Source organism: Roseofilum sp. (assembly GCF_982964205.1).
Genome location: NZ_CEZBFX010000066.1, coordinates 1 through 26,709 on the forward strand (window position 1 = coordinate 1; position 26,709 = coordinate 26,709).

The 26,709-nt window shown below is 46.0% G+C and carries 30 protein-coding genes and 1 pseudogene; 5 read left to right on the forward strand and 26 right to left on the reverse strand.

Annotation, left to right across the window (positions count from 1 at the left end; genetic code table 11):
* Positions 1-453: 453 nt before the first annotated feature.
* From hemJ to AC3A14_RS15720, 7 genes and pseudogenes are all read right to left on the reverse strand, one after another.
* Complete coding sequence (gene hemJ, locus AC3A14_RS15690) at positions 454-1,044, reverse strand: protoporphyrinogen oxidase HemJ (protein ID WP_318736398.1); 591 nt, start codon at positions 1,042-1,044, stop codon at positions 454-456.
* A gap of 267 nt (positions 1,045-1,311) precedes the next feature.
* Positions 1,312-1,908, reverse strand: a complete 597-nt coding sequence (locus AC3A14_RS15695; RefSeq protein ID WP_318736401.1) for a Uma2 family endonuclease — start codon at positions 1,906-1,908, stop codon at positions 1,312-1,314.
* A 258-nt stretch (positions 1,909-2,166) separates the two neighbouring features.
* Positions 2,167-2,691 (reverse strand): annotated as a pseudogene (locus tag AC3A14_RS15700) (transposase).
* 64 nt (positions 2,692-2,755) lie between these two features.
* Positions 2,756-3,004, reverse strand: coding sequence for a hypothetical protein (locus AC3A14_RS15705; protein ID WP_487779057.1), 249 nt, complete (start codon positions 3,002-3,004; stop codon positions 2,756-2,758).
* Positions 2,991-4,259: a DUF2201 family putative metallopeptidase gene (locus tag AC3A14_RS15710; protein WP_318731177.1), complete on the reverse strand. Its 1,269-nt coding sequence runs from the start codon at positions 4,257-4,259 to the stop codon at positions 2,991-2,993. Before AC3A14_RS15710 ends, AC3A14_RS15705 begins: the two co-directional genes overlap by 14 nt.
* Before the next feature lie 65 nt (positions 4,260-4,324).
* Positions 4,325-5,410: an AAA family ATPase gene (locus AC3A14_RS15715; protein WP_318731178.1), complete on the reverse strand. Its 1,086-nt coding sequence runs from the start codon at positions 5,408-5,410 to the stop codon at positions 4,325-4,327.
* A 23-nt stretch (positions 5,411-5,433) separates the two neighbouring features.
* Entirely contained in the window at positions 5,434-6,162 is a 729-nt protein-coding gene (locus AC3A14_RS15720) for a hypothetical protein (RefSeq protein ID WP_318699045.1), read from the reverse strand.
* A 422-nt stretch (positions 6,163-6,584) separates the two neighbouring features.
* Here AC3A14_RS15720 and AC3A14_RS15725 point away from each other — a divergent pair, with 422 nt between their 5' ends.
* A complete protein-coding gene (locus AC3A14_RS15725) occupies positions 6,585-6,722 on the forward strand; it encodes a photosystem II reaction center protein K (protein WP_271940287.1) in 138 nt (45 codons plus the stop codon).
* 76 nt (positions 6,723-6,798) lie between these two features.
* On the opposite strand, the gene AC3A14_RS15730 is transcribed toward AC3A14_RS15725, so the two are convergent.
* A complete protein-coding gene (locus tag AC3A14_RS15730) occupies positions 6,799-7,353 on the reverse strand; it encodes a glutathione S-transferase family protein (protein WP_318731179.1) in 555 nt (184 codons plus the stop codon).
* Between the two features lie 3 nt (positions 7,354-7,356).
* On the reverse strand, positions 7,357-7,827 hold the full coding sequence (locus tag AC3A14_RS15735) for a hypothetical protein (RefSeq protein WP_318731180.1): 471 nt from the start codon (positions 7,825-7,827) through the stop codon (positions 7,357-7,359).
* Between the two features lie 242 nt (positions 7,828-8,069).
* Between AC3A14_RS15735 and AC3A14_RS15740 the strand changes: the two genes are divergently transcribed.
* Positions 8,070-8,753 (forward strand): tetratricopeptide repeat protein, encoded by a 684-nt coding sequence (locus AC3A14_RS15740; RefSeq protein ID WP_318731181.1) that lies wholly within the window; start codon positions 8,070-8,072, stop codon positions 8,751-8,753.
* Between the two features lie 17 nt (positions 8,754-8,770).
* Here AC3A14_RS15740 and AC3A14_RS15745 read toward each other — a convergent pair whose 3' ends face one another.
* The 3 genes from AC3A14_RS15745 to AC3A14_RS15755 form a co-directional block, all read right to left on the reverse strand.
* A complete protein-coding gene (locus AC3A14_RS15745) occupies positions 8,771-9,175 on the reverse strand; it encodes a slr1601 family putative cell division protein (protein ID WP_318699041.1) in 405 nt (134 codons plus the stop codon).
* A 144-nt stretch (positions 9,176-9,319) separates the two neighbouring features.
* Positions 9,320-9,415: a photosystem I reaction center subunit XII gene (psaM, locus tag AC3A14_RS15750; protein WP_271940292.1), complete on the reverse strand. Its 96-nt coding sequence runs from the start codon at positions 9,413-9,415 to the stop codon at positions 9,320-9,322.
* Between the two features lie 186 nt (positions 9,416-9,601).
* Positions 9,602-9,724, reverse strand: coding sequence for a hypothetical protein (locus AC3A14_RS15755; protein ID WP_318737312.1), 123 nt, complete (start codon positions 9,722-9,724; stop codon positions 9,602-9,604).
* Positions 9,725-10,209: 485 nt separating this feature from the next.
* Between AC3A14_RS15755 and AC3A14_RS15760 the strand changes: the two genes are divergently transcribed.
* On the forward strand, positions 10,210-10,437 hold the full coding sequence (locus tag AC3A14_RS15760) for a PDDEXK family nuclease (protein WP_318731182.1): 228 nt from the start codon (positions 10,210-10,212) through the stop codon (positions 10,435-10,437).
* On the opposite strand, the gene AC3A14_RS15765 is transcribed toward AC3A14_RS15760, so the two are convergent.
* Positions 10,397-10,672: an element excision factor XisH family protein gene (locus AC3A14_RS15765; RefSeq protein WP_413039166.1), complete on the reverse strand. Its 276-nt coding sequence runs from the start codon at positions 10,670-10,672 to the stop codon at positions 10,397-10,399. The genes AC3A14_RS15760 and AC3A14_RS15765 overlap by 41 nt on opposite strands.
* A 70-nt stretch (positions 10,673-10,742) precedes the next feature.
* Complete coding sequence (locus tag AC3A14_RS15770) at positions 10,743-10,925, reverse strand: element excision factor XisH family protein (RefSeq protein WP_318731183.1); 183 nt, start codon at positions 10,923-10,925, stop codon at positions 10,743-10,745.
* A gap of 120 nt (positions 10,926-11,045) precedes the next feature.
* Between AC3A14_RS15770 and AC3A14_RS15775 the strand changes: the two genes are divergently transcribed.
* Positions 11,046-12,851 (forward strand): AAA family ATPase, encoded by a 1,806-nt coding sequence (locus tag AC3A14_RS15775; protein WP_413039167.1) that lies wholly within the window; start codon positions 11,046-11,048, stop codon positions 12,849-12,851.
* 14 nt (positions 12,852-12,865) lie between these two features.
* Here AC3A14_RS15775 and AC3A14_RS15780 read toward each other — a convergent pair whose 3' ends face one another.
* The gene (locus AC3A14_RS15780) at positions 12,866-13,333 is read right to left on the reverse strand and encodes a hypothetical protein (protein WP_318731185.1); all 468 of its coding nucleotides are present in this window, start codon (positions 13,331-13,333) and stop codon (positions 12,866-12,868) included.
* Positions 13,334-13,469: 136 nt separating this feature from the next.
* Here AC3A14_RS15780 and AC3A14_RS15785 point away from each other — a divergent pair, with 136 nt between their 5' ends.
* On the forward strand, positions 13,470-14,570 hold the full coding sequence (locus tag AC3A14_RS15785) for an alkene reductase (RefSeq protein ID WP_318731186.1): 1,101 nt from the start codon (positions 13,470-13,472) through the stop codon (positions 14,568-14,570).
* Positions 14,571-14,593: 23 nt separating this feature from the next.
* Here AC3A14_RS15785 and AC3A14_RS15790 read toward each other — a convergent pair whose 3' ends face one another.
* From AC3A14_RS15790 to phoU, 11 genes are all read right to left on the reverse strand, one after another.
* Positions 14,594-15,283 (reverse strand): uracil-DNA glycosylase, encoded by a 690-nt coding sequence (locus tag AC3A14_RS15790; RefSeq protein ID WP_318731187.1) that lies wholly within the window; start codon positions 15,281-15,283, stop codon positions 14,594-14,596.
* A 250-nt stretch (positions 15,284-15,533) separates the two neighbouring features.
* Positions 15,534-16,460, reverse strand: a complete 927-nt coding sequence (argF, locus tag AC3A14_RS15795; RefSeq protein WP_413039168.1) for an ornithine carbamoyltransferase — start codon at positions 16,458-16,460, stop codon at positions 15,534-15,536.
* Between the two features lie 113 nt (positions 16,461-16,573).
* The gene (locus tag AC3A14_RS15800; RefSeq protein ID WP_318731189.1) at positions 16,574-17,320 is read right to left on the reverse strand and encodes a DUF3153 domain-containing protein; all 747 of its coding nucleotides are present in this window, start codon (positions 17,318-17,320) and stop codon (positions 16,574-16,576) included.
* Between the two features lie 42 nt (positions 17,321-17,362).
* Positions 17,363-17,854, reverse strand: a complete 492-nt coding sequence (locus tag AC3A14_RS15805; RefSeq protein ID WP_318731190.1) for a hypothetical protein — start codon at positions 17,852-17,854, stop codon at positions 17,363-17,365.
* 9 nt (positions 17,855-17,863) lie between these two features.
* Positions 17,864-18,739, reverse strand: coding sequence for an acetylglutamate kinase (gene argB, locus AC3A14_RS15810; protein WP_318699025.1), 876 nt, complete (start codon positions 18,737-18,739; stop codon positions 17,864-17,866).
* Positions 18,740-18,982: 243 nt separating this feature from the next.
* Entirely contained in the window at positions 18,983-20,626 is a 1,644-nt protein-coding gene (locus tag AC3A14_RS15815) for an ATP-binding protein (protein ID WP_318731191.1), read from the reverse strand.
* 56 nt (positions 20,627-20,682) lie between these two features.
* The gene (locus AC3A14_RS15820; RefSeq protein ID WP_318700879.1) at positions 20,683-21,231 is read right to left on the reverse strand and encodes a shikimate kinase; all 549 of its coding nucleotides are present in this window, start codon (positions 21,229-21,231) and stop codon (positions 20,683-20,685) included.
* 301 nt (positions 21,232-21,532) lie between these two features.
* Positions 21,533-22,216 carry a LapA family protein gene (locus tag AC3A14_RS15825; RefSeq protein WP_487779058.1) on the reverse strand — a complete coding sequence of 228 codons (684 nt, stop codon included), beginning with the start codon at positions 22,214-22,216 and terminating at the stop codon, positions 21,533-21,535.
* Positions 22,217-22,220: 4 nt separating this feature from the next.
* Entirely contained in the window at positions 22,221-22,835 is a 615-nt protein-coding gene (locus AC3A14_RS15830; protein ID WP_413038669.1) for a flavin prenyltransferase UbiX, read from the reverse strand.
* A 165-nt stretch (positions 22,836-23,000) separates the two neighbouring features.
* Positions 23,001-25,268 (reverse strand): ribonuclease R family protein, encoded by a 2,268-nt coding sequence (locus AC3A14_RS15835; protein WP_318731193.1) that lies wholly within the window; start codon positions 25,266-25,268, stop codon positions 23,001-23,003.
* A gap of 540 nt (positions 25,269-25,808) precedes the next feature.
* Positions 25,809-26,480, reverse strand: coding sequence for a phosphate signaling complex protein PhoU (gene phoU, locus AC3A14_RS15840; RefSeq protein ID WP_413039192.1), 672 nt, complete (start codon positions 26,478-26,480; stop codon positions 25,809-25,811).
* Positions 26,481-26,709: the final 229 nt, after the last annotated feature.

A 26,709-nucleotide genomic window follows, 5' to 3' on the forward strand; every position in this document is an offset into this window, starting at 1 on the left:
TTGAAATGTGGGGGTCACAACTAAAGTCTTTTATTCTAGCTTTTGCTCCGACTACTCCCTTTATGATTGATACTCTTCTGGCTGTAGCCCTTGACTTAATTAATCCTAAACATTTAAGAAATTGGTTTGCTCATTGTTGTTATTGTACCTTATAACAGCGCGAAGCGCTGTAACCTCGTTCGATCAGGAGAAAACAAACAATACTGCCTGATAACAATAAAAAGACAAGCCAACCCATCGCTTTTTTTAATACGATTGTCAACCATAATCGATTCTCTTGCGAAAAAACGATATTTTTTACTTTTAAACGTTTTATCTGCCATACCTTTTGTAGAATATATCACACTGTTTGTTTTTGGTCAATCACAATATCGATCGCGATCGCCTCTTCCCATTTCCCGAAAGACAAAGCATCTCTTGTCTTTCGGGGGTTTCGGGTCATCTAAGATTAGGTTAACTGGCTGATGAAGCCGATGTTTTTTGTTCAATCTGTTCCAACATTTTTTCCTTATCTTGGCGACGTTTCTTCGCATAAAGTTGAATCGCAGCTACCATCGACACAACCAGCCCAAAAATGAGCCAAGTTGTTAAATCTAAAGGTAAACTTCCCTTAAATACAGCCAAAAGAACGATAACAACTAACAACACTGTTGGGGCTTCATTTAAAGCGCGAAATTGTTGACCTGTCCAGTTGCATTCACCAGATGCTAACCGTTTCATAATGTGTCCACAATAGAAATGATAGGCCAGTAACGCAGTAACCAGAGCTAGTTTAATATGTAGCCAACCCGACTTTAAAATTTCCGGTTCTGTAGAAATTAAACCAATCGCCATTGCCACGGTAACGGCCATTCCAGGCATGGTAATAATATGATAGAGGCGCTTTTCCATAATTTTGTATTGCGCCTTGAGAATGGTTTGTGCCGGTTCATCTCGTTCTGAGGCTTCAGCATGGTAAACAAAGAGACGAACTAAATAAAACAAGCCTGCAAACCAGACCACAACACCGATCAGGTGGAATGCTTTAAACCAAAAATAAGCCATAAAAGGTGTTCTTATCGAGCAACTCATCAAGGCGAGTTTAAGATTTCTCTTGGGTCAACAGGGCGATCGCGTAACAAAAGTTAATATACTTTTTAGGGAGTAGAGAGTGCAATTGCTGATTGTGTAGTGCCTTGATCTCACTAAATTAGTGCATGAGATGTGAGGGATTCACCCAGTGTAAACCATCAGACAATGATAATCCTGATGTTCTTCCAGATACGCCAAATTGGCGATCGCACTTTAATAGATTTATGCTGATAAACAGTGCTACTTTTTTTCACTTCCTTCATCCTCTAACTCTAAAACAACATCTTCATAAATAGCATTTAGCGATAACGTAATTCCCAAACTCATCAACTCAATCGTATCACCTTCACTGTAAGGAATGAATCGCCACTCTCGAACAGCATCCCGCCGAAAAATCTCAACTGTTTTGGTTTCAGAACTCACTAAAACATATTCTTGTAGCGTTGAGAGACGACGGTACAGGGCGAACTTCCCCCCGCGATCGTAAGCCTCCGTACTTGGAGAAAGCACTTCAATAATGATGCAGGGATAGCGGATAAATTCTCGGGCGGTGCGATCGCGATCGTCGCAGCTAATACTAAGATCTGGATAGGTAAACGGTCCCTCATCGGTGATGCCCACCTTGGCATCAGAGTTACGCACTTTGCAGCGCCCCCGTAACGGTTCTCGCAGGAGGCTTGCCAAATTTAGGGCAATATCTGCATGGGGCAGTGTTCCCCCTGCCATCGCAAACACTTCCCCATTAAAATATTCGTAGCGTAGGGGTTGTTGGACTTCCCATTCCAAATATTCCTGCGCTGTTAAGCGGGGGACAACTCTGGCAGTACCTTGCGTCATGGCATATTACCCAAAAAATATGTTTCCATTTTAGCAATACCTTCGCCATTTTCCCGTAGGTTGGGTTGAGGAACGAAACCCAACCTACGAATCAAGGCATTTTTGGTTTTGGCGAAGGTATTGTCTTTAGGGGAAGTATAGCAAGCGATCGCAAGATGGTTGACTCTCAAGCATTTTCTTACAAAATTATCGATCGCAATCTCGGCATAGTCGATCCAGTGCCATATTGGCCTTTGACACTTACAGCGCTTCGCGCTGTCATGAGATACAGTAACAACAATGAGCAAACCAATTTCTCAAATGTTCCGGATTAATTAAGTCAAGGGCTACAGCCAAAAGAGTATCAATCATAGCGGGGGTAGTTGGAGAAAAATCCATAATAAAAGACTTCAGTTGTGACCCCCACATTTCAATTGGATTAAAATCTGGAGAGTAGGGAGATAAATAGATGACACTTGCGCCAACCGCTTCAATTTTCTTGACAATAGATTCCCTTTTATGAATCGCCAATTTATCCATGAAAATGACTGCCCCTGGTCATAATTTAGGAACAAGAAAAGGGTCAATAAAGACCTTAAAAGCAGCGGTGTATAAAGAGCCATCAAGGGTCATCAAAGCTAAAACTTTATCTTGAGTAATCGCCCCAACTAAGGTAACTTTTTCTCCTCGATAAAAAGGTTTCATTTCCCTGACTCTTGTCCCTACCTCTGAGTGGCTATAAGGGCAATTTTCTCCCAGTAGAATCCCCGTTTTGTCTATAAATACTAAGTTCTCTGGCTCTATCTCTTTAACGTTTTCCCCCTATTCTACTCTCAATTTTTGTCCTCTTTGAGTTGCTGCTTGACTACTACATCGTGTTTTTTTTACGAGATAGTCCTAATTTTTGTAAACACCGCCACATGGCTGTAGCACTCACCCAATTTCCTGTGAGTTCTGCAAATAATTCACACAGTTCGGCTAAAGTCGCATCTTGATGTTGTGCCACCAACTCTTTGACTTGTTGTTGAGATTCAGCATTATTCAGATAACTTAACTTTAGATTGAGATGGCACAACTTAGGAACGATCCTGACATAGAGGATCTCATTGTCCGGCACTAGCCTTAAGATAAGCCCCCTGCCCCAAATGCTGTAGCTTGGGATAACAACTGCGGTAATTCTCCTCGCTTACAAATAACCACAGAATACGAGTCCGCCGATTCTGTGGTGGAATGGGGCAAGGAGCATAACCATCCGTGTAAATAATTAGTCCATCGTAATCCCGATGTTCCTCCAGATACGCCACAACTGGGTCAAAATTTGTCCCGCCTCGTCCGGTTAATTGCACTTCCTTTTTGGCGCGGCGGAACGTCATCACATCGGCGGTAATCTTGGTATCAAATTGGATCGCATCGATCGCCGGCACGCCATAGTTAAAAAAGCGATTCACCACCGAAAACCCCTGCTGTAGCTCTTTGGTTCCCATGGAGCCGCTCACATCAATGGCAAAGAGTAAACGGGTGCTAAACTCGCGACGACTACCCATATAGGCGAACCCATACCGGCGATTCGGCTTCATGCGGGTTAGCCTGCGCTGTTGGCTGAGGATAGAGGTGCGAAACTTGCGTAAAACTGCCCGATAGTCGAGTTTTGGGTGCAGATTCGCCAAAATCCGTTCGCGCAACTTGCCGCCAATGCTGCCCCAACTGTCATTGGCTTGAGCCATTCTCACTAGCTCGTCTAGGCGATCGCTCAACAATTCATCTCGATCCCACTGGTCAGTATTTTCCACACCGATCGAGTTTGTGTCAGTATAAATCGCGAGTAAATTTGAGGGGCGATCGCTGGGGGTTGAAGTCGGTTTAGATTCAGAAGAGCCAGGAGAGCTGGATGCAAGTGCAGCATTCGCTTCCCCCATGCCTACTCCTGGCACTCCAGAGGCTGCTCCCTGTGGATTGGAGGACTGTTGGTCGAGCAATTTGTGGTAATAAAACTCGAAGAATTGCTGGTCATAGTTGCGATCGCTAAAGACATCCCGCGCCCGAGGAAATGGCAACTCGGTTTGCAAGTATTCCTGAAGCGTTAAATTGCTAGCAGCATAGCTAATTGCGGAGTGGGCTTGGCGACGACTGTAGGGGTGTTTGAGCAGAATCCGTAGGGCTTCAAAGCGCAGGGTGGCTTCTAGGTGGCGATCGCTCAACTGCTGAATAAACTCCGGATTGTACTCAATTCGTCCCCGTTGCACGCGAATCGTTTGGATGCGTGGCTCGGAGACCAAAGCGTGACTCGTCCAAGTCGCCAGCAACAGCGGCTCGACGAGCAGCCACTTTTCCACAATTCGAGCAATACGGTGACGGGCAATCGGTTTCATCATAATAATAGATCGTACAGAGATTAAAAGAGGTTGGAGAAACCGGGTTTCTGGCGAACGATTGGGGTTCAAACCTCGATCGCCTCTAAATACTCCGACAAAAAGTCAATCAGATCCATCGATTCAGCCACAAATCCCATGGCATCGCTAAATTTGGGCCCCTGAACCAGAGAGGAAAAATGAGCGATCGCCTCCCGTTGTTTGGCTTTGGCGAGATACTGGAGATATTTCAACAGATTCTTGCGGGCATTCTCTGCTTTATTGTCAGGGCAATGCCCAGCATTGAGCCAGAGTAAAACCCGTTCGTTCAAACTAGCAAAGTCCTGAATTTCCAGGTCTTTAAGCTGTTTGGAATGTTTAGCAAACTGCAACAGAAGTTGTTCTGGACTCAAACCCCGTTGAGTCGCGAGGCTTTGGCGAAAGGTGATACTGGCGCGAGTCCCCACCATACCGGCAATCAGTTTGAAGTGAATGTCCTCCAGCTTTGGATGGTTGCGCACAAAATTCGCAACTTTCACCCAAGCGCGGCGATCGGGGGTTTTCACCAGGCCGGCGGTGGCGATCGCCATATCCGCATCGGGATTGTCGCCGTCGAGATAGTCTGGATGCTGTTGGATAAAGGTTAACACCCGCGCATCGATATTGCGATCGGAAGCCCAGAGTAGCCAATCTTCCACTGTCGGCGCAAACTCGTAGAGATTAAACCGCGACACCAGCGCCGGATCGAGTTCTGTCAGTTGATATTCTTCTCCCGCATTCACCGCAGCAATCACAATACTGCCAGAAGGTAGTGCTCTACCGGCTAAAGTTTTGTTCAGAGTCAGGTCTTGAACGGCTTGCAAAATTTCGGGTCGGGCGCGGTTAAGCTCGTCTAGGAAGAGCACCACGGGGCGATCGGGTTCCGGCCACCAGTAGGGCGGTAAAAACACCGATCGCCCAGTTTTCTCGTCTTTGTGCAACAAGCCAATCAAATCCCCCGGATCGCTCATTTGACCCAAAAAGAACGGGATTACTGGCAGATTCTGGCGCTGACTGTAGAAATGGCTAATCATTTCCGATTTGCCAATACCATGCTTGCCCACCAGGAGGATATTTTGCTCCGGTGGAGTTAGTTCCAGAACTTGATAGAGTTCCCTCGCATCAATACGAATCATTGTCTTCGACCTTTACCCTTTCACTACAAATCCTGATGACGAATCCAGCTAGAGCGGCCGTAGCCCCGCTTAAGACGAGTTGTAAAACGAACACCACTGTTGTAAGTCTCGCGCAGAGCCTGAATTGCGGTTCGCAATTTGGGTAAAACTTCCTTGAACTGGTTAAAGGGAATCAAAATGGCAAAATAGTCGTTGTTGTCAGACAGACGAATAATCAGCTTGAGCTTAACGGTATCGACTTCGGTGGCAAAGTCAAATTGATCTTCCTTAGCAATTTTACGCACCTGAGCCAAGATAGCTTGCACTTTCAAGTCTTTCTGTTTTTGGCGCTTGGCAGCTTGTGCTTTTTGCCGGTCAACCCTCTGGAAAAATGCTTGGATCAGGGCAACCATCTCACTCAGGTCTGAAACGGGGGCGGGCGATCGCTCTCCCCCTAACTCTACCCAGAGCTGTTGCTCCGGACTCATGAACAGATGTAAATGGGTGTGATTTCGATACCAACGCTCGCTGGATTCTTCGAGTAAAATACAACAACAGAGGGTATTGCTGGGGGTCTGCTCTGTACTTGATCTTCTTTGAAAACGATGGTAATGGTGACAGTTATTATGCCGCTCTGCGCCGGCGAGAGGCTCAACTCGCGCCAACAAGTCTTCTGCTAGATCTTTAGCCTGTTCGAGATTAACGCTAAGGGGTTTTGTCCCGGATATATTCTCCCGGAGGAGCTTTTGCAAACTTCGTGATGTGATGGACATAAGATAAACGACCTTCTTTCACTCAGATTCGGCAATTTTGCGCACAAAGCGACTCCACAGGAGTATCGCCACCAACCCACTTTCGATTATATCGACTCGCGATCGATTTTATCTTGAGCAAAGGAGCTTATCGCTGGGAATTATGGGGTTCCTGGTGTTGGCAGCGTAATGCCAAACAGAATAGCGAAAACTTTCTGTAACTGATTATTCGGCTTTGGTAATATCAAAGCCGATTGCCACCTGGTCATTCTCAGCAAATTTAATTATGAAATAGTATCTAAAAAAACTATTGTTTTTCCTGCATGGGCTATTCAGCCCTGAGCATTGACTTCATGCCCTATTCCCTGGTGGGGCACTATATGTTAATATTTTTTTCAATTCTGAAAATCATGCCCCGTACTGTTGGAGAGGAAAACACACTTATGGAAGCAGCACTGCTGTTGGCAAAATTACCTGAAGCCTATTCAGCCTTTAGCCCACTAATCGATGTTTTGCCTGTAATTCCTATCTTTTTCTTACTGCTGGCCTTTGTTTGGCAAGCAGCAGTTGGGTTTAAATAGAGTTTAAGATAAATGTAAAATCAGAAACATTTATTTCCCTAGAGACAGGTTTGAAGCCTGTCTCATTTTTATGTATCTAGCGTTTGCCAAGGGTATTTTGGAAAGCGGGACGTTCGGATAAACGCTGGATGTACTCCGTAATGGCTGGATACTCACTCAAATCAAGCTTGAGCATCACAGGCATATAGAAGAGAAGCGATCCGACTGCCACATCAGCTACGGTAAGCCGATCGCTGAGTAAAAACGGTTGAGCTTGTAGACGTTGATTTAGGGGAGGCATAAAGTCCGCCAAGGCGCGATCGCGGGATGCTTCAATAAACACCCCTGGCCCCAAACTAGCATTGGCAAAGATCGTCCACTGGTTCATCTGTGCGATCTCTTGCACCGATCCCTGAGCATTGCCATACTGGAGAGCCAGATACATTAAAATTGCCCCAGATTCCCAAATGGTAAAATCGCCATCTACGAGGGCAGGCACCTTTCCCATGGGATGAATTGCCAAATAGTCCGGTTTCTTATGTTCTTGCCCTTGGATGTCCACAGCAATCAATTCATAGGGAACACCCAGTTCCTCTAAATACCACTGAACTAAAGTTCCACGAGTTCGCGGGCCACCATAGAGTTTGATCATTCCTTAAAGTACCTTATGGGTATGTTCGTGTTGTTTTACATTATCTTCTGTGCGAACCACATTCGTCATATTTAAAACTCGTTTGCGCTCCGTGGAAAAGTTAAAATCTTGATGACAAGTGCCGATGGGAATTTTCGCTTTAGCAGTTTGATGACTGGGAACCTTATAACTGCGAACAGCGGCGATCGCTCGTTCTACAAACTCGTCACAGAACTGGGGCTTCTCTGGGAACTCGGTCGGTTTTTGGGGGGTCTGATGGATCAGTACCGTACCTAATGTGGTTCCCAAGGCCATTTCATAGGAGGTGGGAATTCCCTTAAATAAAGCTTCTAGAGCGGCTGAAGGGATCGGTTCTATTACTTTAACCGGATAGACCTCTCCATCTTCCTTAATAAAGCAAGTGGCCAAGCCAAGGACTAAATAATCATCCCCGGATACATCGGGGGCATTGGGATAGGTTTGTTCAGCAGTCATAAGGGTAAGGGATATAAATCAATGGATTGGATATCAACCTAACTAGGAGGAAGCAAGAGTTTAAGCGCTCTCCCAAACCGAAAGTAACAGAGACCTCGATCAGCGCACCCCGCTATTCCATCTGTTGCATCTTACCATTAGCCACCTGAGTAACTGGTACATTCGCACTTTTTCCGTCAGGATTTCCCCCTTACAGTGAAGGTATCAAAGATAAAGTACAGTCATTCATTGAGGTACAGTTCATGGGCATCAATCTTTCTACTTCTAGTGTTGATTCTTTCGGAGGTTTATATCCAAGGCAACCTCAACCGACAACAGAAAGCCCCCCCGTTAATCGAAAATTGAGCCAACAAGCTAAAACTCGCTTAGAACAAGGGGACTATTTAGGTGCTATTGACCTGTTAACTTGTCTGATTGAAGCCGATCCCACTTGTGCCGATCACTACAATAATCGCGGATATGCCCATTTTCAGGATGGAGAGGTGGAAGAGGCGATCGCCGACTATAGCCAAGCGATCCAACTGAATCCTACACTCGATCGAGCGTATAATAATCGTGCCAATGCCTACGCTCGTCTAGGAGATCTCTACGCTGCTCTGCTCGACTACGATCAAACGTTAGATTTAAATCCCTTAAAAATCCAAGCTTGGATTAACCGAGGAATTACCTTTAGACAACTTCAAATTTATGAACTTGCCCTCGATAACCTGGACTTTGCCCTGCGTCTGGGTCGTCTAGAAGGCTATATTTACGCCGAACGAGGACGCACCTATCATCTGATGGGAGATTGGAATTGGGCGATCGCCGACTACCAAAGAGCGATCGACTCCTTCCAAAATGCTCCCCAGCTCTCAGGAGCCGAACAACGCCAATATCAACGGGTTCTGCATTGGAAAGACCAACTGCTCAAACCCCTTGCAGAATAAGGGATTTCCAGAATGAATTATCGATCTACCCGCTCCTTTTTCCAAACCACAGAACGTTTTTGCGGATCGATCCGGTGACTTTGTTCAGCCATCACTTGCTTCGCTTGCTCGGGATCGAAAGATCGGTCAAAATCTTGTTGTAGTTGAGTGACTCGGTCTTGAGTTTGCTGAACTTGGATCTCGACAATTTCTAACTTTTCTTCTACCGATCGATGATAGGGAATCAGGCGCATCACTGCCCCAGTTGCGATCGCGACCAAAACCAGATTCACACTTAACTTCATCATTGTTTCCCAGGCGATCGCCGCAGCTAAGGGAGAGGAGCGACGACGCGATCTTTGGCGCTGGTTCCGCATCCGACGACGATCCAATGGATTAACGGAATGAGGGGGTCTCTGGGGGGTTGGCTCACTAGCAAGCATGGGCGTTTTAGAGGATTACAGCGCAACAAAAATTTATGCCCTGATAATACACCTTAGAGTTCACCCTAACCGCCCATTCTCAAAAGTTTTTTCCGTATTCCCCCCAGAATTCTCAAAGACCCTTGATTAACAGGGACTTCAACCTTACTTATACAGTTCGGTAGAGAGGCGGAAAGCTAAGATTCCTGGGATTAAAGCCAGAACTAGAGCCACAAATACTTGAGTATCTGATAAAGCCATGATCGAGAACTCCTGTTAAACATAGGTTTGTTCAACACTGTTGCTTAAATTGCCCTCTAGGGGAATAGGTTTGTTACATACCGTAACATTTAGCCGGCATCCCTGTCCTTAAGCAGGGAATTTTCATTCTCACCTGGAAAATGGCAAGGTGGGGGGATGAGGGGATAGGGGGTTTTTATCATATTATTAAACGTTAAATAAAGTATGAAGATTAACGTTGCTCCAATAGAGAACCACGGACATTACGCTAAGAGCAACGCACTTAAGGGTGCGAGTAACTGCATTAATTCCAGATTGGTTCGTTAACATGGATTTATTCTCCTAATTATTTTCAGTTCCAGAGCGGGGGGTTGAGTCAGTAAAATCCCTCTCTGGATGGACTTAGGAGGCTGTTAAAGTTCGGTTTCTGGGAATTTCCCGTCGGGATTTTCCCAGAAGCTTATTATCTCTCCTATAAATTCCTCTATTTTTTGGGGACAATTTTATCCAAATTAGCAAAAATTGTAATAATTGTTTACCAGAACGAAGCGCGATAGACCTATGGTTCAACTGCCATCTGAACAAGTCAAGTCTCCATCGTCGGATCAGCGTATTTATTGTCCATTCTGGGATTACTTGGGAGCAATTCAAACTTCTTCAGTCTAGATTTGGCGATCGCCGTAATCTGCGGCTTTTTTACTACCAAAATACCGTAGAAATTCTCATGCCGGGACGAGAACACGAATGTTTCAGTCGCTTAATTGGATTTCTGATTGGATTATTTTGCCTGGAAATGGGCATTGAATTTGAACCCCTTGGCTCGAACGCAGGAGCGCGAAAGTACCGTTTCCGCCGAACCGGACGAATCTTATTGTTTCAGTACATCTAAGCCTAGCCCGGATTTAGTCATCGAAGTCATCTTTACCAGTGGCAGCCCCAACAAACTGCAACGCTACCGCCTCCTAGATATTCCAGAAGTATGGTTTTGGGAAGATGGTGTATTCAGCCTCCTTGTCGCCCCCTCAGGTTTATCCATCGGTTAATACTCTCCTGTTTCGGTTCATAGAGAATGATCTTCAATTGTTGAGTGTTAATGATTTCTTGAACTAATTCTATACTAAAAAAAGAATTATAGGTTTCGAGAGTAATGGCGAGATAAAGAATATGCTCTGAATATTGTTTTAGCAAGAGACTACGATAGGTAATAAATTGACCAAGGGCTGTATAAAATTCGGAAATCGTGGAGTTTTGAATAAAGCTTTTAATTTCTACGGCAATTTTACAGCGCTTTGCGCTGTTATGAGGGACAGTGTTGAATCCTCAAAGCTATGTACCAAAAGCCTATTCCCTATTCCCTAGCGCAAAGCGCTATATCTCCTTCTCGTTCTGCCGCTAAAAACTTTTCTGCACCCAGATCGACATAAAATTTTCCGAGATCGGATCGTAGCATCAGAGGGTCATGGGTGATTATCCATCCATCTTTTTCTAAAGCATGGCGTACAGCTTGATGAAACAAATCTTTAGCCGGCATGATAATATTTTCTAGAGGATACCCAATTCTCAAAGTAAAATCGACTCTCTAATGCAATTATATCCTACTTTGACCTTAAGAATGGGTATAATAATCCATAAAAACTATCCATACTTCATGATGAATGATTTATTTAAAGGATTTGAAGACCTATTAGAACTCGCCAAACGGCTAGAAGAAAAAGCAGAACAAGGAGAATTGAAAACCGATATTCAGTTTCGTTCTTTGAGTAATATCCCCCAAGGTAGAAATATTCCTAAACGTGCCCCGAGTAAACCTTCATCAGAGGTGATTATTACGCCGCCACCCTCGGAAACTGGGGGTAATCCTCCAACTGCGTCTAATTCTGGCAACTTATCCTTAAACCAAATTGGTGGTTTAGAAGAAGTGAAGCAGGAATTACGAGAACTGGTGGAACTGCCCTTAAAACGTCCTGAATTACTGGCGCAATTGGGTCTAGAACCGACGCGGGGAGTATTGTTAGTGGGGCCCCCTGGCACGGGAAAAACTCTCACGGCTCGCTCTCTGGCTGCCGAATTAGGGGTGAATTATATCGCCATTACGGGGCCGGAAATTATGGGGAAATATTATGGAGAATCGGAAGGTCGATTAAGGGATTTATTTGAGAAAGCGGCTCGTAATGCTCCTTGCCTAATTTTTATTGATGAGATTGATAGTTTAGCGCCCGATCGCTCCCAAGTGGAAGGAGAAGTGGAAAAGCGCGTGGTTGGTCAGTTATTGGGCTTGATGGATGGCTTTTCAGTTAGTGATTCTGTGGTCATTTTAGCCGCCACGAACCTCCCCAACCGCCTCGATCCGGCTTTGCGACGACCGGGAAGATTCGATCGCGAAATTGTGTTTCGAGTCCCCAGAATAGAGGAACGAGTACAGATTCTCCAGATTCTCAGCCAAGGGATGCCCTTAGAGTCTGGGGTGGATTTGGAGGCGATCGCCTCCCGCTCTGTCGGATTTGTGGGCGCAGACTTAAAAGCCCTGTGTCAAAAAGCCGCCCATCATGCTCTGCGTCGCCAAGTCCCCACCCCAGACACCCAACCCACTGCCCCATTAACCATTAATTCCGATGATTTTGAGCAAGCGCTAAGTGCGATTAAACCCGCAGTATTGCGCTCGGTGGAAGTGGAATCTCCCCAAGTCGCTTGGGACGATATTGGCGGGTTAGAGGAGACCAAACAACTGTTGCAAGAGTCCGTCGAAGGGCAATTGCTCTATCCAGAACTGTATCAAAAAACGCAAGCGAAAGCGCCCAAAGGCATATTACTGATGGGAGAACCAGGAACGGGTAAAACCCTGTTGGCTAAGGCGATCGCCTCCCAAGCACAGGCGAACTTTATCGCCATTTCCGGGCCAGAGCTGCTCAGTCGTTGGGTCGGAGCCTCAGAACAAGCCGTGCGAGAACTGTTTGCCAAAGCCAGACAAGCGGCTCCTTGCGTGATTTTTATCGATGAAATCGATACCCTAGCGCCCGCACGAGGTCAGTATAGCGGTGATTCTGGAGTGGGCGATCGCGTGGTGGGGCAACTTCTGACCGAAATTGACGGGTTATCAGTTTCCAAAAACCTGATTCTGATTGCAGCAACCAATCGTCCGGAGGCGATCGATCCCGCTCTGTTGCGTTCCGGCCGTCTCGATCTGCAACTGAAAATCGACCTCCCCGACACCCCCAGTCGCCTCGCCATTCTCCAAGTCCACAACCACAACCGTCCCCTTTCCGGCATTGACCTCTCCCACTACGCCCAACTCACCCTCGGATGGAGCGGCGCAGATCTAGCACTTCTGAGCAACCAAGCTGCCCTCCAATCCATCCGCCGTTTCCGTACCCTAAACCAACCCATTAGCGAACTCTATATTACCAGCGACGACTTCCAGCAAGCTTACACCCAACTCAAGACCCTCCGAGGATTATAAGATAGTGAAGCTTTTTATCCAACTGTTTGCTTTAAAATTTTTGTACCCTCTAATTTATCTGTAGGATATAATAATATTTTATAAAAATCTTCTCCTTCTAATCCATCTTTACTTATAGTATCAAGTCCTCCATACAAAACTGTTACTTGATATATCCCTGGGTTAACTGGTATTTGCAAAGTATCGGGTTGGTAATCTACAGCACCAAAAACAGCTAATTTCCCAGAGTGTATCATAATACTACACTGAACTATATGATCCCAAGAATCTAAAGATACAGGAATATTCTTTTCACTTATTCCCAAGCCCACAGGCACTTCCATATTTCTTGCAGTAACAATTGCAATTTTACTAGATGTATATACTAATTTATCCTTAATAGAATGATCGGAAATGTATCCTGAAATATCATCATTGTTATTGGCATCACTTAAAAATATAATATGGTAGTCTGCAAAAATCTTCATTGATATTTTTTTCATTATGATTATATCATTTTCCTATATACATACACTGAACAAGGATTAATTGTCGCAAACATTTTTTGATGCTATAATCGCAATCAGAACTACAGACAAATCCTGGTTTTTAACTGTCCATTTGGGAGATAACGAATAGATGAATGTATCAACAGTATCACCAACATTACTCAGCCCTTTTAGCTTACGAGAATTGCCCCTAAAAAATCGCGTAGTTATGGCCCCCATGACCCGTTCACGCGCAGGTTCAGAACGCATTCCCAACGCTTTGATGGCTGAATATTATACTCAACGGGTCTCTGCGGGTTTGATTATAACCGAGGCAACAGTTATTTCTCAACAAGCCAATGGATGGCTAAATTCACCTGGGATTTACTCAGAGGAACAAACTGAAGCCTGGAAACAAGTTGTTGATGCCATTCATGCTCGAGGAGGACTCATTTTTCTGCAACTTTGGCATTGCGGACGAGCCTCCCATAGTAGTTTTCAGGAAAACGGTCAATTACCCGTTGCCCCTTCAGCAATTAAACTCAATGGAGAATATGTTCATACTCCGATTGGCAAACAACCCTACGAAACCCCTCGCGCCTTAGAAACAGAGGAAATCCCCACAATTGTAGAAGACTATCGTCGAGCAGCAGAACGCGGTAAAGAAGCAGGATTTGATGGGGTAGAGATTCATGCTGCTAATGGCTATTTAATCGACCAATTTCTGCAATCTAAAACCAACCATCGGACTGATAGGTATGGTGGGAGTGTGGAAAACCGATATCGCTTTCTCCAAGAAATTGTTGAATCCGTTCTCACAGTTTGGTCAGCAGATCGAGTCGGGGTTAGACTCGCCCCAAATGGGAATTTTAATGATATGGGTTCGCCAGACTTTCGCGAAAACTCTCTGTATATTGCTAAACAGTTAAATGTTTATGGATTAGCATACCTCCATGTAATGGATGGTTTAGGCTTTGGTTTTCACGAATTAGGAGAACCGATGACGTTGGCAGAATTTCGAGAAGTATTTACAGCACCGCTAATGGGAAATTGTGGATATACTCAAGAAACGGCTGAAGTTGCAATTAAAGAGGGACATGCCGATTTAATTGCCTTTGGGCGACCATTTATTAGCAATCCCGATTTAGTAGAGCGTTTTACGAATAGCTGGCCGCTGAACCCCGAAGCTGAGATCAACATTTGGTTTTCATTTGACCGAGAAGGTTATACGGACTTCCCCAACTATAGTTAATGACCCAATTTTCTCTATATGCTCTAACTGATTTCATCTAACTTGCGCCGTACCTCTTGAATATCCTGCCACATTAACCACTTTGGCTTTCCTTGTTCGCGGGAGGGATTTCGCAGTAAATAAGCGGGGTGAAAAATAGGCATACAGAAGCGCCCTTGCCAGTCAAACCACTGACCGCGAATTTTTGTAATGCCTCGTTTATCTGCTAAGATCCCTTGAACGGCTGTTGCACCAGTCAATAAAATGATTTTTGGATTCACTAAACGGATTTGTTCTAATAAATAAGGCTTACAAGCATCCATTTCTGAGGACGTGGGTTTACGGTTTCCTGGAGGGCGGCATTTGTTGACATTACAAATATAAACATCACGCTCGCTATCTAATTTTACCGATGCCAATATTTTATCGAGTAACTGACCGGATTTCCCGACAAATGGTAATCCTTTTTCGTCTTCATTTTGTCCGGGAGCTTCTCCCACAATCATCAAGCTAGCTTTGGGATTTCCCCGGTGAATTACTACATGGGTACGGTTTTGTCCTAATTCGCAGCGCTGACACTGTTGGCAATGTTTGGTCAGGGCTTCTAATGTTTCATAGGTTCCTGGAGGAATGGGAATTTTGGGATCTTTGGGAATTAATTCTAGGGAAGAAAACCCAGAATTGCCGGCAATAGTTGAGTCATCGAAGAGATTCAGTTGATCGGAATTAGACATAGTAATTAATAATGAAAACTAACAAAGTTTACTCTCTCCTACTGGAGATGGATTCGCTTCTCAAGGGATGAGGAAAAGAGGTGTAGGAATTTTTGTGCTTTTATAGCAAAGAAAAGGAGAGTTAGGACATTTTCTATTGCCTCTTGCCTCAAACCATAACCTAACTGTGCTAACCGACTCTTTCTCTGCTATAGCTTTGAGTGGGTGCATTAGGCTGTCGCTAACGCACCTTAGTACTTCTGCACGAAGTCTATTCATCTTTGCCTAGAATACTGGCTAAGAGGGCTTTTTGGGCGTGCATTCGGTTTTCTGCCTGATCCCATAGGCGAGATTGGGGACATTCCATCACTTCATCGGTAATTTCTTCACCACGATGGGCGGGTAAACAATGGAGGATAATAGCTTCAGGATCGGCTAATTTTAATAGCTCTGTATTCACCTGATAAGGTTTGAAGAGTGGAATCCGTTCTCTGGCTTCTTTTTCTTGACCCATACTTGCCCAAACATCAGTATATAAAGCATGACATCCTTTGGCGGCTTCTTGGGCATTGTGGGTAACAATCACTTCTGTTTTACCACCCGCAAATTCTTTGGCTTTGGCGACAATTTTCGAGTTGGGTTCATATTCAGCAGAAGGGACAGCAATGCGTACATTCATGCCCATCATTGCACAGCCGAGTAAGAGGGAATTGGCAACATTATTGCCATCGCCAAAATAGGATAGGGTTTTACCTTGGCAACTGCCAAAACATTCTTGGATAGTGAGTAAATCAGCGAAGATTTGGCAAGGATGCTCTAAGTCGGTGAGGGCGTTGATGACAGGAATACCAGAAAATTGGGCATAGTTTTCTAATTCTTTTTGTTCAAAGGTACGAACAGCCAAAATATCTAAATACCGGCCTAAAACTCTGGCTGTATCGGTAACGGGTTCGCCACGACTGACTTGGGTGACACTGGGATTGAGGTCAATGACTTGACCGCCCAGTTGATACATGGCAACGCTAAAGCTGACGCGGGTACGGGTTGAAGCTTTGCTAAATAAAAGTCCAAGAACTTTACGGCAAGTCCAACTGATGTCTCCTGATTTGAGTTGGGCAGCGAAGGTTAATAGCTCATGCAGTTCGTCAACGGTTAAATCGGCAACGCTTAATATGTTTCTTCCTTTTAAGGCTTCCATAGGGATTTCTACAAAACGATAGTGTACAGAGTGGGGAGTGGGGAGTCGGGAATAGAGAATAGGGAATAGGATATCTCTGTGTCTCCCCATCCCCTTATCTCCTCATCTCCCCATTACCCATTTTGAGGTAACCAATCTTTGAGAGTCATGCCACCAAAAACAGCAGCTAGGATGATTAAGGCTCCAATACCAATGGGACTGGGAACCCAAAAAATGACTTCTAAGTGATTGATTTCTCCGGCCTCAAGTGTCCAAATTAATTGATGATTTTCGGGGTCTGAGATGGGAGTGAGGCTATTTTCAGCTTCGGTAATGGGTTGGGCATCCCAGGGGGTAGTAAGGGCAAATTCTAGATTGAATAGGGAACCGGGACTGACGAGAACATTGCCTTCGGAGGAGAGAACGGCGAGCGATCGCAAGTCTACATCCATTTCTAGACGGTTGCGAATGGCGATCCAAAAGTTATTTTGAGCAATATTGAGTTCGGAGGTGAGTTGGGGTAGGGTTTCATCCTCTGTTTGGGTTTGGAGATGAGTGGGGTTAAAAAACTCATTAAACTTGGAGGCTAAGTCTGCACCATTATAAAAGGGAATGGTGACGAGCAGTTCCCGGTCGGAAATCCGTTGGGTTTTGCCTCGCAATTTTCGGGTACGTTCTTGCAAGCTTTCTAACCATTGTTCGGCCACCACTTGGCTGAAATCGTGCAGGCGATCGGAAATTTGCACCCGTTGCACCATTTCTCCATAGGTTGGGCTTTGAAAATTGACCCCCACATCATACTTAACGCATCCCGTGAGGGCGATCGCCACGATTAAATATAACGGCCAGAAAATCCGAACCCTAGATCGATGTTTTCCCATGATTTTGGTCTATCTCGTGTTGGCTGCCTTCCCATTATCCCCCTATCCGAAGCCAATCCACCCGCCAATAATTAAGGCGATCGCCACTAAAGCCACCCAAAGAAACCGATTATCTTCTGTTTCTACGGAGGACCAATCCATCGGTTCTAACTCCTCTTTGGACTTTGGAGGCTTAACTTGGGTGGTTCCTGTTCCTTGACGATAAAGGCGATCGCTCTCCTCCATAGCAGATAAATCGGGAATCGTAGTATTCCATTCCGAACGGCGATTAAGTTGGGGAGCCTTCAAAATCTCTAATAACCGGCGTGCTTGTTTGCGAGTGTGCCAATCGGCATGATTGTCCAGGGTTTCACATAAAGATAAGGCTTCGTCGCGCTTTCCGGCTGCTTCATAGGCGGTGACTAACCAAATCTGCACCTCACCTCCCAAGGCAGAAGAGCCAGCCACTTGTCCCTTGGCGGCTTCTAAATCGGCGATCGCCTCCCGATAGTCTCCACGCTCAAAGGCTTGTTTACCTCTTTCCAACAGTTCCATCCTTCCTCCCTAAGCCACAATCATCGAACCAATTCCAGCATCAGTTAGCACCTCCAACAACAGGGAATGGGGAACCCGGCCATCAATAACATGGGTCGCTCTGACTCCTTGAGCTAAACTTCGGACACAGCATTGCACTTTTGGAATCATTCCTCCAGCGACAATTCCCACCTCAATGAGATTGCGAGCTTCCTGAATATCTAGGCTATCGATCAGGGTCGAGGGGTCTTTATAGTTTCTCAAAATACCGGCTGTATCGGTTAACAAGATCAGTTTTTCCGCCGATAAGGACGCAGCCAATTCTCCAGCTACGGTATCGGCATTAATGTTATAGGCTTGTCCTTGGGGATCGCAGGCGACACTAGAGATTACGGGAATATAACCATTTTCCAACAATGGCTTCAGAACTTTAGTGTTGATGCTGCTCACTTCTCCCACAAATCCAATCCCTTCTTGACCTTGGGGGCGAGCAGTAATCAAGTTACCATCTTTACCGCACAGGCCGATCGCCTGGCCCCCAGCTTGGTTAATTAACGAGACGATTTCCTTATTTACCCGACCGACTAACACCATTTCTACTACATCCATCGTCGGTGCATCAGTCACGCGCAATCCATTCTTGAATTGGGGTTCGATGCCTAATTTGCCCAACCAGGTGTTAATTTCCGGCCCTCCTCCATGGACTAGCACTGGACGCACTCCCACACAGGAAAGAAACACAATATCGCGCATGACTTGGTCTTTGAGGGTGCTATCTTTCATCGCTGCTCCCCCGTATTTAATCACGACTGTCCGACCGGCAAATTTCTGGATATAAGGAAGAGCTTCACTTAAGACACGAACCCGAGTGGGTTCATCTAGATGGTCAGTTGCTGCTGTAGACATGAATAGATTCCTTGATTTAACAAAGGTCTGATTGTGGATGAAAGCCGAGTGGCTCAACTGTTAATTGTGAACAGAATCGGATTTCTCTTTAACAAACGATATAGCAAAGCTGAGAATAGAGAGAGCTTCTCTTACAGTGTGAAAGAGATAAATCCTTATGAGACAAGGGTTTTACCCTCTGTGAAGAGATCCGTCTTGCACTCTCTCTTTCAAAATGAAAGAGAGACTCACCTTCTCCCTCGCTCAAGGCGATCGCTCATTGAGCCAATAACGCCGCCATCGATTCTGTCCCTCATAGCGAATTCGCTGTGCCTTGGCAAGTTCAGCAATCGTGCGATAGAGCTTCATATACTCGATTTCTGGTGCAATTCGGCGATGGATCTCGCTACTACTAGAGCCTGGATAATGACGTAAATCCTCTAAAATCAGAGCCTTGAGACGGTGAGGTTCAATTCTTTGCAACGTTGTTCTCTGATAGACTTGAGCAGAACGCAGTAAGTCAGGATTGACATAGTAACGAGTTCCTTTCGTTTGTCCGGTTTGCACGATCAAGTTGAAATCCAATAACTGACCGAGCCAGGAGGTCAGGGGTTGTCCCTCTGACAAGCACAGTTGTTGGGACAGTTCGCGAGTGCTGAGGCTTTCCTGTTGCGCCAGCAGCCCTAGGGTAATTTTTTCTCGTTGGGTAAGTTGGTATTGCTGATCGCAAATCGCCAGTAAATTGATGACCTCTTGTTTCAAGACTTGTCGATAAATAGTAACGGCGACTCGATCGCTGCCTTCTTTGAGTACGGGTGGCCTGCGTCCTTGAGAGAGGAGGATTTCATAGATTTGGTCGAAGCCGCTACCTTCCCGTTCCATCAGTTTCAGGTCGTGGAAAATGCGGGCGAGATTTTCGTTACGGCGCACAGTGCTGTGGAGGACATTTTGGGGCGTGACACCGAGGGGCAGGGGGCCGGGATTGACGATTTGCAGGCGATCAGGAAATAGGTTGAGAAAAATGTCACCCCGTTGGGAGTAGGGACGGTGAACCAATGCATTGACTAACAGTTCTCGCACAACGCCTTCATCGTAGAGGGGAAGGAATTGGCGAAACAGACCATCAGGGAGTTCGTAGCGTTCGCGGAAGTCGGGAATTTCCATCCAGACAACTTCGACGAGTTCCATGGGGGAGAGGGAAAAGTCATCCCACAGTAGTTTATTGACTTTCTGCTCCTGCTGGTTGTATTTGAGGAATTGTACTACAGGAGCAGTTCCTAAGCGGGCGCGATCGCTCCGTTGACCGACACAGAGAATACCCAGGTTGGTGAGCCAGTCGCCTTGAGCGAGGAAGTAATGATCGAGCAGTTCAGTATCGGTTTTCTCTTTAACTGAGGTTTTGACGCGATCTGAGGTGCGGATACCGTCACAGAAGGCTGAGAACTTGCCGGGGTCAATCTGATGGCGGGCGACTTGCAGAGTAGTCAGGGTTTCCCAAGGGGCAGTGGGACGTTCGTTAATCAAGCGTAGGACATCATCCCCCAGGACAGGTTTGCAGGCATCAGCAACTCGCAGGTAGTAGCGCCCATCGCTAGTGGAGGCGACATTGGGAGCGCGGGAAATGGCTATGTGGAGATATTGGCTGCCGTTGGCGGCGGTTTCGATGCGGGGGGCGATGGTGACGTTGAGGGTAAGTTCGCTGATGCGTTTGCTGATTCGTTCGATCCAGTGGAGCGAGATAGTTTGTCCATCAGGAGGCTGGGTTTCACCGTCTTCGATGCCGATTCGGATTGCACCGCCTCTGGCATTGGCAAAGCATACGCAGTCTTTGGCTAGTTCTTGCCAGTCGGGTTTTTTGCTCAAGAATTTGAGGGATTTTTGGTCATACTCTTCGGTTTCAAGGGGCATACGGGAATTTCTCGGTTTATGAGACGGGGGAAAATGAAAGCCGAGTGGCTCAACTGTTAATTGTGAACAGAATCGGATTTCAAAATCCGAGGGAGTTGGCTCAGAACGGTATCGGCGACTTGTTTGGGGGACTCAGCTCCGGTGAGCGTTAGATGTAAATCGGCTTGTGCATAGAGATCTTGACGGCGATCGCACAACGTCTGTAAAGTCTCCAGAGGATTGGTCGTTTTTAATAGGGGACGAGTATCATCGGTTTTTAGGCGATCGTAGAGGATTTGTACCGGAACATCAAGCCAAACCACAATCCCATGGCGCAGATAGCCCCAATTCTCCGGTTTTAGGACAATACCACCACCCGTCGAAATCACAGAGCGCACTTGAGCAGATAATTGGGCTAGTACCTGGGTTTCGAGTTGCCGAAAGCCTTCCTCCCCCTGAGTGGCAAACAATTGGGGAATCTTAGTACCTGCCACCCGTTCAATCAACGTATCCGTATCAAAAAAACGATAATCGAGCTGTTTAGCTAAACCCTGGCCCACTGTAGTTTTACCAGCCCCCATCATACCCACGAGGAAAAGGCTACAGTGTTTAAGGGTGTTGTTCATGGCTCAAAGGATTAACAATTAACAATATAAGAATGATACAGCCAATCCTTAAACTATGATGCACACCCATAATACAGCGCTTCGCGCGGTAATAGGTAATAGGTAATAGGGAAACCATTTTTCACGCTATAATGCCCATTCTTCCGGCTTTTCATGGGAAGGCACTCTCAAGGAAAATTTCGATTACTGTACCTCATCACATCGAAAAGTGCTGTATTCTGCGTCGCGAAACGATTCTTAATTCAGCTGAAGTGATTTATAACGACAAAATATTACTTATTACTTTACAGCGCGTGGCACTCTAAATCCAATCTCGATCTTCTGAAGGGTTGGAGTCTTGAGTATCCCAGTCGGTTGTGTCGTTCTCTTTCTTCGGAGTAGGAGGAGAGGATGCGGATGCTTCATAAGGGGGAATAATCACCCGGTAGTCGGCATCATAAACGGTATCCTTCGGTTTTTCGGTAGGGCGCTCTGGAGGTTTTGAGACACTACGATAAGTATTCTGGCTCTCTTGTTCTCCATTGCCCCAAGTTACTGGATTAGGGCGCTCTTCTTCCCATTCCTTGTGGGGTTTAGGGGTTTGTTCCCAATCGTCTTCTGAATCAACAGAGCGTTTAGATTTAGAAAAGAAATTCTTACCTGGAGAGCGGTTACTTTCTTTTGGAGATGAACCGCTCCGGTCACTTCGACTGCGCTCACTTCGACTGCTATCAGTGACTGGGTTCGAGGCGACGTTAGTCTTACGGGTTGAAGAGATTTCTTGCTCGCTTGTATATTCGATCACTCCATCAGCACTTTGTAAAATGATGGTAATCAGGCGAGAGCTGATGAGTCCTAGGGTAAAGGCAATAAAGAGCCAAATGCCCAGGGGCAGAGAGGGTAACTTCCCTCCCAAAAACACCACGGACATTGAGAGGGTCAGATTTTGCGCTACGGCAACAAGACCGATCCCTAGAACTCCCAATAGCACATTTTTTTGATTCATCTGCCTATTTTAACCCGCCCTGCCAACGGTTGAGAGGAACGCAATCAATACCAAATTGATCGAGTGCCCTCGCGACCACAAAATCAACTAAGTCTTCAATGGTTTGAGGGTTATGATACCAAGCAGGAATCGCGGGTACAACTTGAACCCCAATTTCAGCTAGGGTGGTTAAGTTCCGCAGGTGGATGACGCTTAAGGGAGTTTCCCTAGGAACGATCGCCAGTTTTCGTCCTTCTTTGAGCTGCACATCGGCTGCTCTTTCTAGTAAATCGGAACTTAATCCGACTGCTAGTTTAGCGACTGTGGACATACTACAGGGGATCACTAACATACCCTGAGTTCGGAAGGAGCCACTGGCGATCGCCGCCCCCACATTTTGCCAAGGATGACAGATTAATTGTCCCTTGTCCATTTCTCCGGCTTGTTCTCGCCAAAATTGACTTTGTTTTTGCCCGTCTCCAGGCATTGTAATCCCTTGTTCGGCTTGCCAAACTTGATATGTCGCTTTGGAGGCGACTAACTCAATGGTGTATTCTGCCGCTAATAGGTACTTAAGGGCGCGGATAGCATAGATGAGGCCAGAGGCTCCAGAGACCCCCAGGATTAAGGGTAAGTTCATGATTTCAAGATGGGGGATGGGGGGATATTCCAGACGCAGGGATACAGGGATGGGGGGACACTCCAGACGCTGGGAAACGGGGACGCGGAGATAGGGAGAGGAGGATGGGGAGGATAGGGAGGCTAAGACCCTATTACCCATTACCCATTACCCATTACCTATTCCCTAGTTATAGTAATCTTCGTCTTCTTCCTCCTCATCATCAAAGCTATCGGGGCTATAGCTGCCGCCACTAATGGCGACTAAGTCAATTTGTTGACGATAGTAGTCTACACTCTTGACTTGGACTTCGACGCGATCGCCTAAGCGATAGTGATTGCGATTTTTACGCCCAATCAGCATTTGTTGACGACTTCGATATTCATACCAGTCATCTTTCAGGGAGCTGACATGCACGAGTCCTTCGACTAAGGCATCTTCGAGTTCGACAAAAAATCCATAGGATTGAACCCCGGTAATCACTCCGTGGAAGATTTCTCCGGTGTGGGATTTCATGAACTCAGCTTTTTGTAGGCCATCTAAGTCGTCTATGGCTTCTTGAGCGATGCGTTCGGCTTCACTTAGATGGGCAACCATGGCGCTAAAGTGGTCTTCTAAATCGGCTTGCGTATCTGGGGGCAGTACATTCCAGTTAATTTTGCCATGACAGCTACTGCTGGTTAAGTTTACTCCTTCTTTAGCACGAGCATTCCGGCGATCGCGACCTTGAGTAAACACTTCATGCAGAACTCGATGAATTAACAGGTCAGAATATCGATGTAAGGGAGCTGTAAAGTGGGTATACCCTTCATCCACCGCCAACCCAAAGTGAGGTTTGGGCGCAATACTATAAAAGGCTGGTTTGAGTGCCCCTAGTAGTAAATAGGTCAGCACTTTCTGGGCTGACGTGCCATCAAACTGCCCAGTAAAGTTCTGATAATCCCTCGGTTTCACCTCTTCCTCCTCTTCGAGTTCTAAGCCGATCCCTAGATTAGCAGCCAGTTTAATCAGTTCATGGATTTCTTCCACATGGGGGGCTTGATGAACCCGATAGAGGGCTGGGACTTGTAGCTCTCTGAGATGTTTGGCGACCAGTTGATTGGCTAAGATCATCAGTTCCGTCACCATTCCTCTAGCCGGTAAGGAGAAGGGAACCACCAAAGCACCTAGGGAGCCTTCATCATCGTAGTGGTATTTCTGATCGGGTAAGTTCAGCTCAAAAGACCCTCGTGCTAGACGATGCTGGCGCAGTTGCTGGGTGAGGCTGTAGAGCTGTTTAACCGTTTCTCCCAGAACTGCTGGTAGGTCTTCAACGGGTTCTTCTGCCACCAGAAGAGCTTGGGTTTGTTGATAATTGAGATGATGATCTACGCTAATGACCGTGGGTTCAATCGTATATTCTTGAACTTGACCTTGACTATCGAGAATGATCAAAACCGAGAGACTACGCCGCTCTTGTCCTTGAATCAGGGCGCAGTGTTGGGTTACTTCTGGGGGTAACATGGGTAGCACTTTGTGCCCCAGATAAACGGAAACGCCCCGTTTGGCAGCCGCTTGATCGATCGCACAATTGGGGGGAATCCAATCCGAGACATCGGCAATATGAATGCCTAAGCGCCAATTCCCTCCTTCCCACGGCTCTACGCTAATCGCATCATCAAAGGTATCGGTTTGATCTGCATATTCTCCTGGTTTGATGGTGAAGGTCAAGATCGAGCGTAGGTCTTGGCGATCATCTGGCCCTATTCCTTGGGGTTGTAAGTTAGCCGCCTCTTCCAGAACCGCAGGAGAAAAAATCTTGGGAAGGTCGTGTTTGCAGCGAACAATTTCGGTATCGGCTGCTTCTTCAGCGTTGAGTCCCAGCACTTGGGTGACTTCTCCGATGGGGGGATAAGGCCCGAGGGGATAGCGCTCAATGGAGACATGCACCAAATGTTCAATGGCCGATTCTAGGGTTCCATTGTTGGGTAAGCTCAGTTCAAAGAGTAGACGGTCATCGAGAGGAACTGCTTTATAGTCCCCATCTTGCCATTTTATCCGAGCGAGAACCGAGGTAATGGCACGGTCGATAATCAGGAAAACTTCTCCTTCTGGCGATCGCCGTCTGGAGCCTTCTTTGAGGACACGCACAAAGACGCGGTCTCCATTCCAAGCAGTGGATAGATTACTTTCTCGGATATAGATATCCTCAGCTTCTTCGTCATCTTGAATGGCAAAGCAAAATCCTTTACTCGAACAGCGCAGTTTCCCTTCTACCAGTCCATTTCCTGGACCCCGGCGATACCGTCCTCGGTCTTTGATCAGTATCCCCATTTTCTCTAGAGCGTCCAGAGCGATTTGTAGTTGACGTAAACTGATATCACTCGAAAGTCCCAGTTTTTTTTCTAGGACTTTAGGAGCAATCAGTTTATCATCAGTGAAATTGGAGAGCAAATTGGCGATCGTGAATTCCATGTAGCGATACGTCCTTAGTTGTCTGTGTCTTTACAGCCAGTTGGCTATCTGGATAGGGCGAGGCGGTTCATGGAGATTGAACCAGCCTAGCTCTCAAATTAGGATTAGATCGGGTTAATTTATGGGGACGATCTTAATCCAATCCTTGCCTTTAGGGTGGGGCTGTTTCTTAACAAGAGTCCGAGCGATGCAGACTCTTACCCGTATGGAAACAATTCAGCCTTGAGCTAAGGGCAACCCAATCGGGAATCAGGTAGATATTCCTATGGTCTTTTGCTAAGGTTTATCCGCACTAACGGAAATGATGAGTTGCGGATAAGAGTCTCAACTCAGACCCAAAGATTATCAGAGCACGATCAAGCCTTCTTCTGAAGAATAAGCTTGCGTTAGGGTAAACCGGAAAGAGTAGACCCGTACATTTCCCTTAACTTGCTGCCACCTGTTAACGTTTGGTGAATTGCTGGTCAATTGATCCGAGGATAAAATCGACTCTTTTGAGTTTATCATTAATCGGGATCGAGTAGATCGGCGATCGCTGATTTAATGACGCTCACCGGTCACAATATAAGCCACGCGCTGGCCAATGTTGGTTGAATGATCCGCCATACGCTCTAAATGACGAATGATTAAAACGAGCAATAAAATCGGTTCTATTTCCCCTTGAATATGGCGTTGATTGGCTAATTTTTGGTACAGATATTCATAGTCTGCATCGACTACATCATCTTTTATTTTGATCTCTAAGCCTCCCTGAGCATCAAGATTGGATAAGGCAACTAAACTCATAGCTAACATAGATTGAGTGCGATCGTACATCAGTTGCACGTCGCCAATCATGGGATGGGGAGGATAGGCAAAGAGTTTAATTGCAATCTCTCCTAAGTCTTTGGCATAGTCCCCAATGCGCTCTAAATCTTTAACTAACTGCATCATAGAACTGAGTAATCTTAAATCTTGGGTGACAGGTGATTGAAGAGCAATGGTGGTCACACAATCGAGTTCAATTTGGCGATAGAGTTGATCGATACGCTTGTCTTGGGGTTGAATCTGATTGGCTGCTTCTAGGTCTTGTTCAAATAGGGCTTGACGAGCTAGGCAGCATGAATTTTCTACTAGAGCGCCCATCCGTAGCACATCCCGCTGCAAGCTCCGAAGCTGCCGTTGAAAATAGGTTCTCGTGATTTTTGAGGTTGATGTTGGGATATCCACCAGTATCCTCGACCAACTAAATGCTGAATAATTGCCCTTGAATTCCATCAGTATAGCGACTAGCTCTGGCAATGGCTGAATTTAATTGAAGTTTAACCCAATGGCCACTTTGAGGGAATGGGGAATGGGGAATGGGGAGTGGGGGATAGGCAATAGGCAATAGGGTGCAAGCTATCTCCCTATCCTGACAAGTGAATGATTTTCATGATTGTGCATCCATAGACCCTCAGAG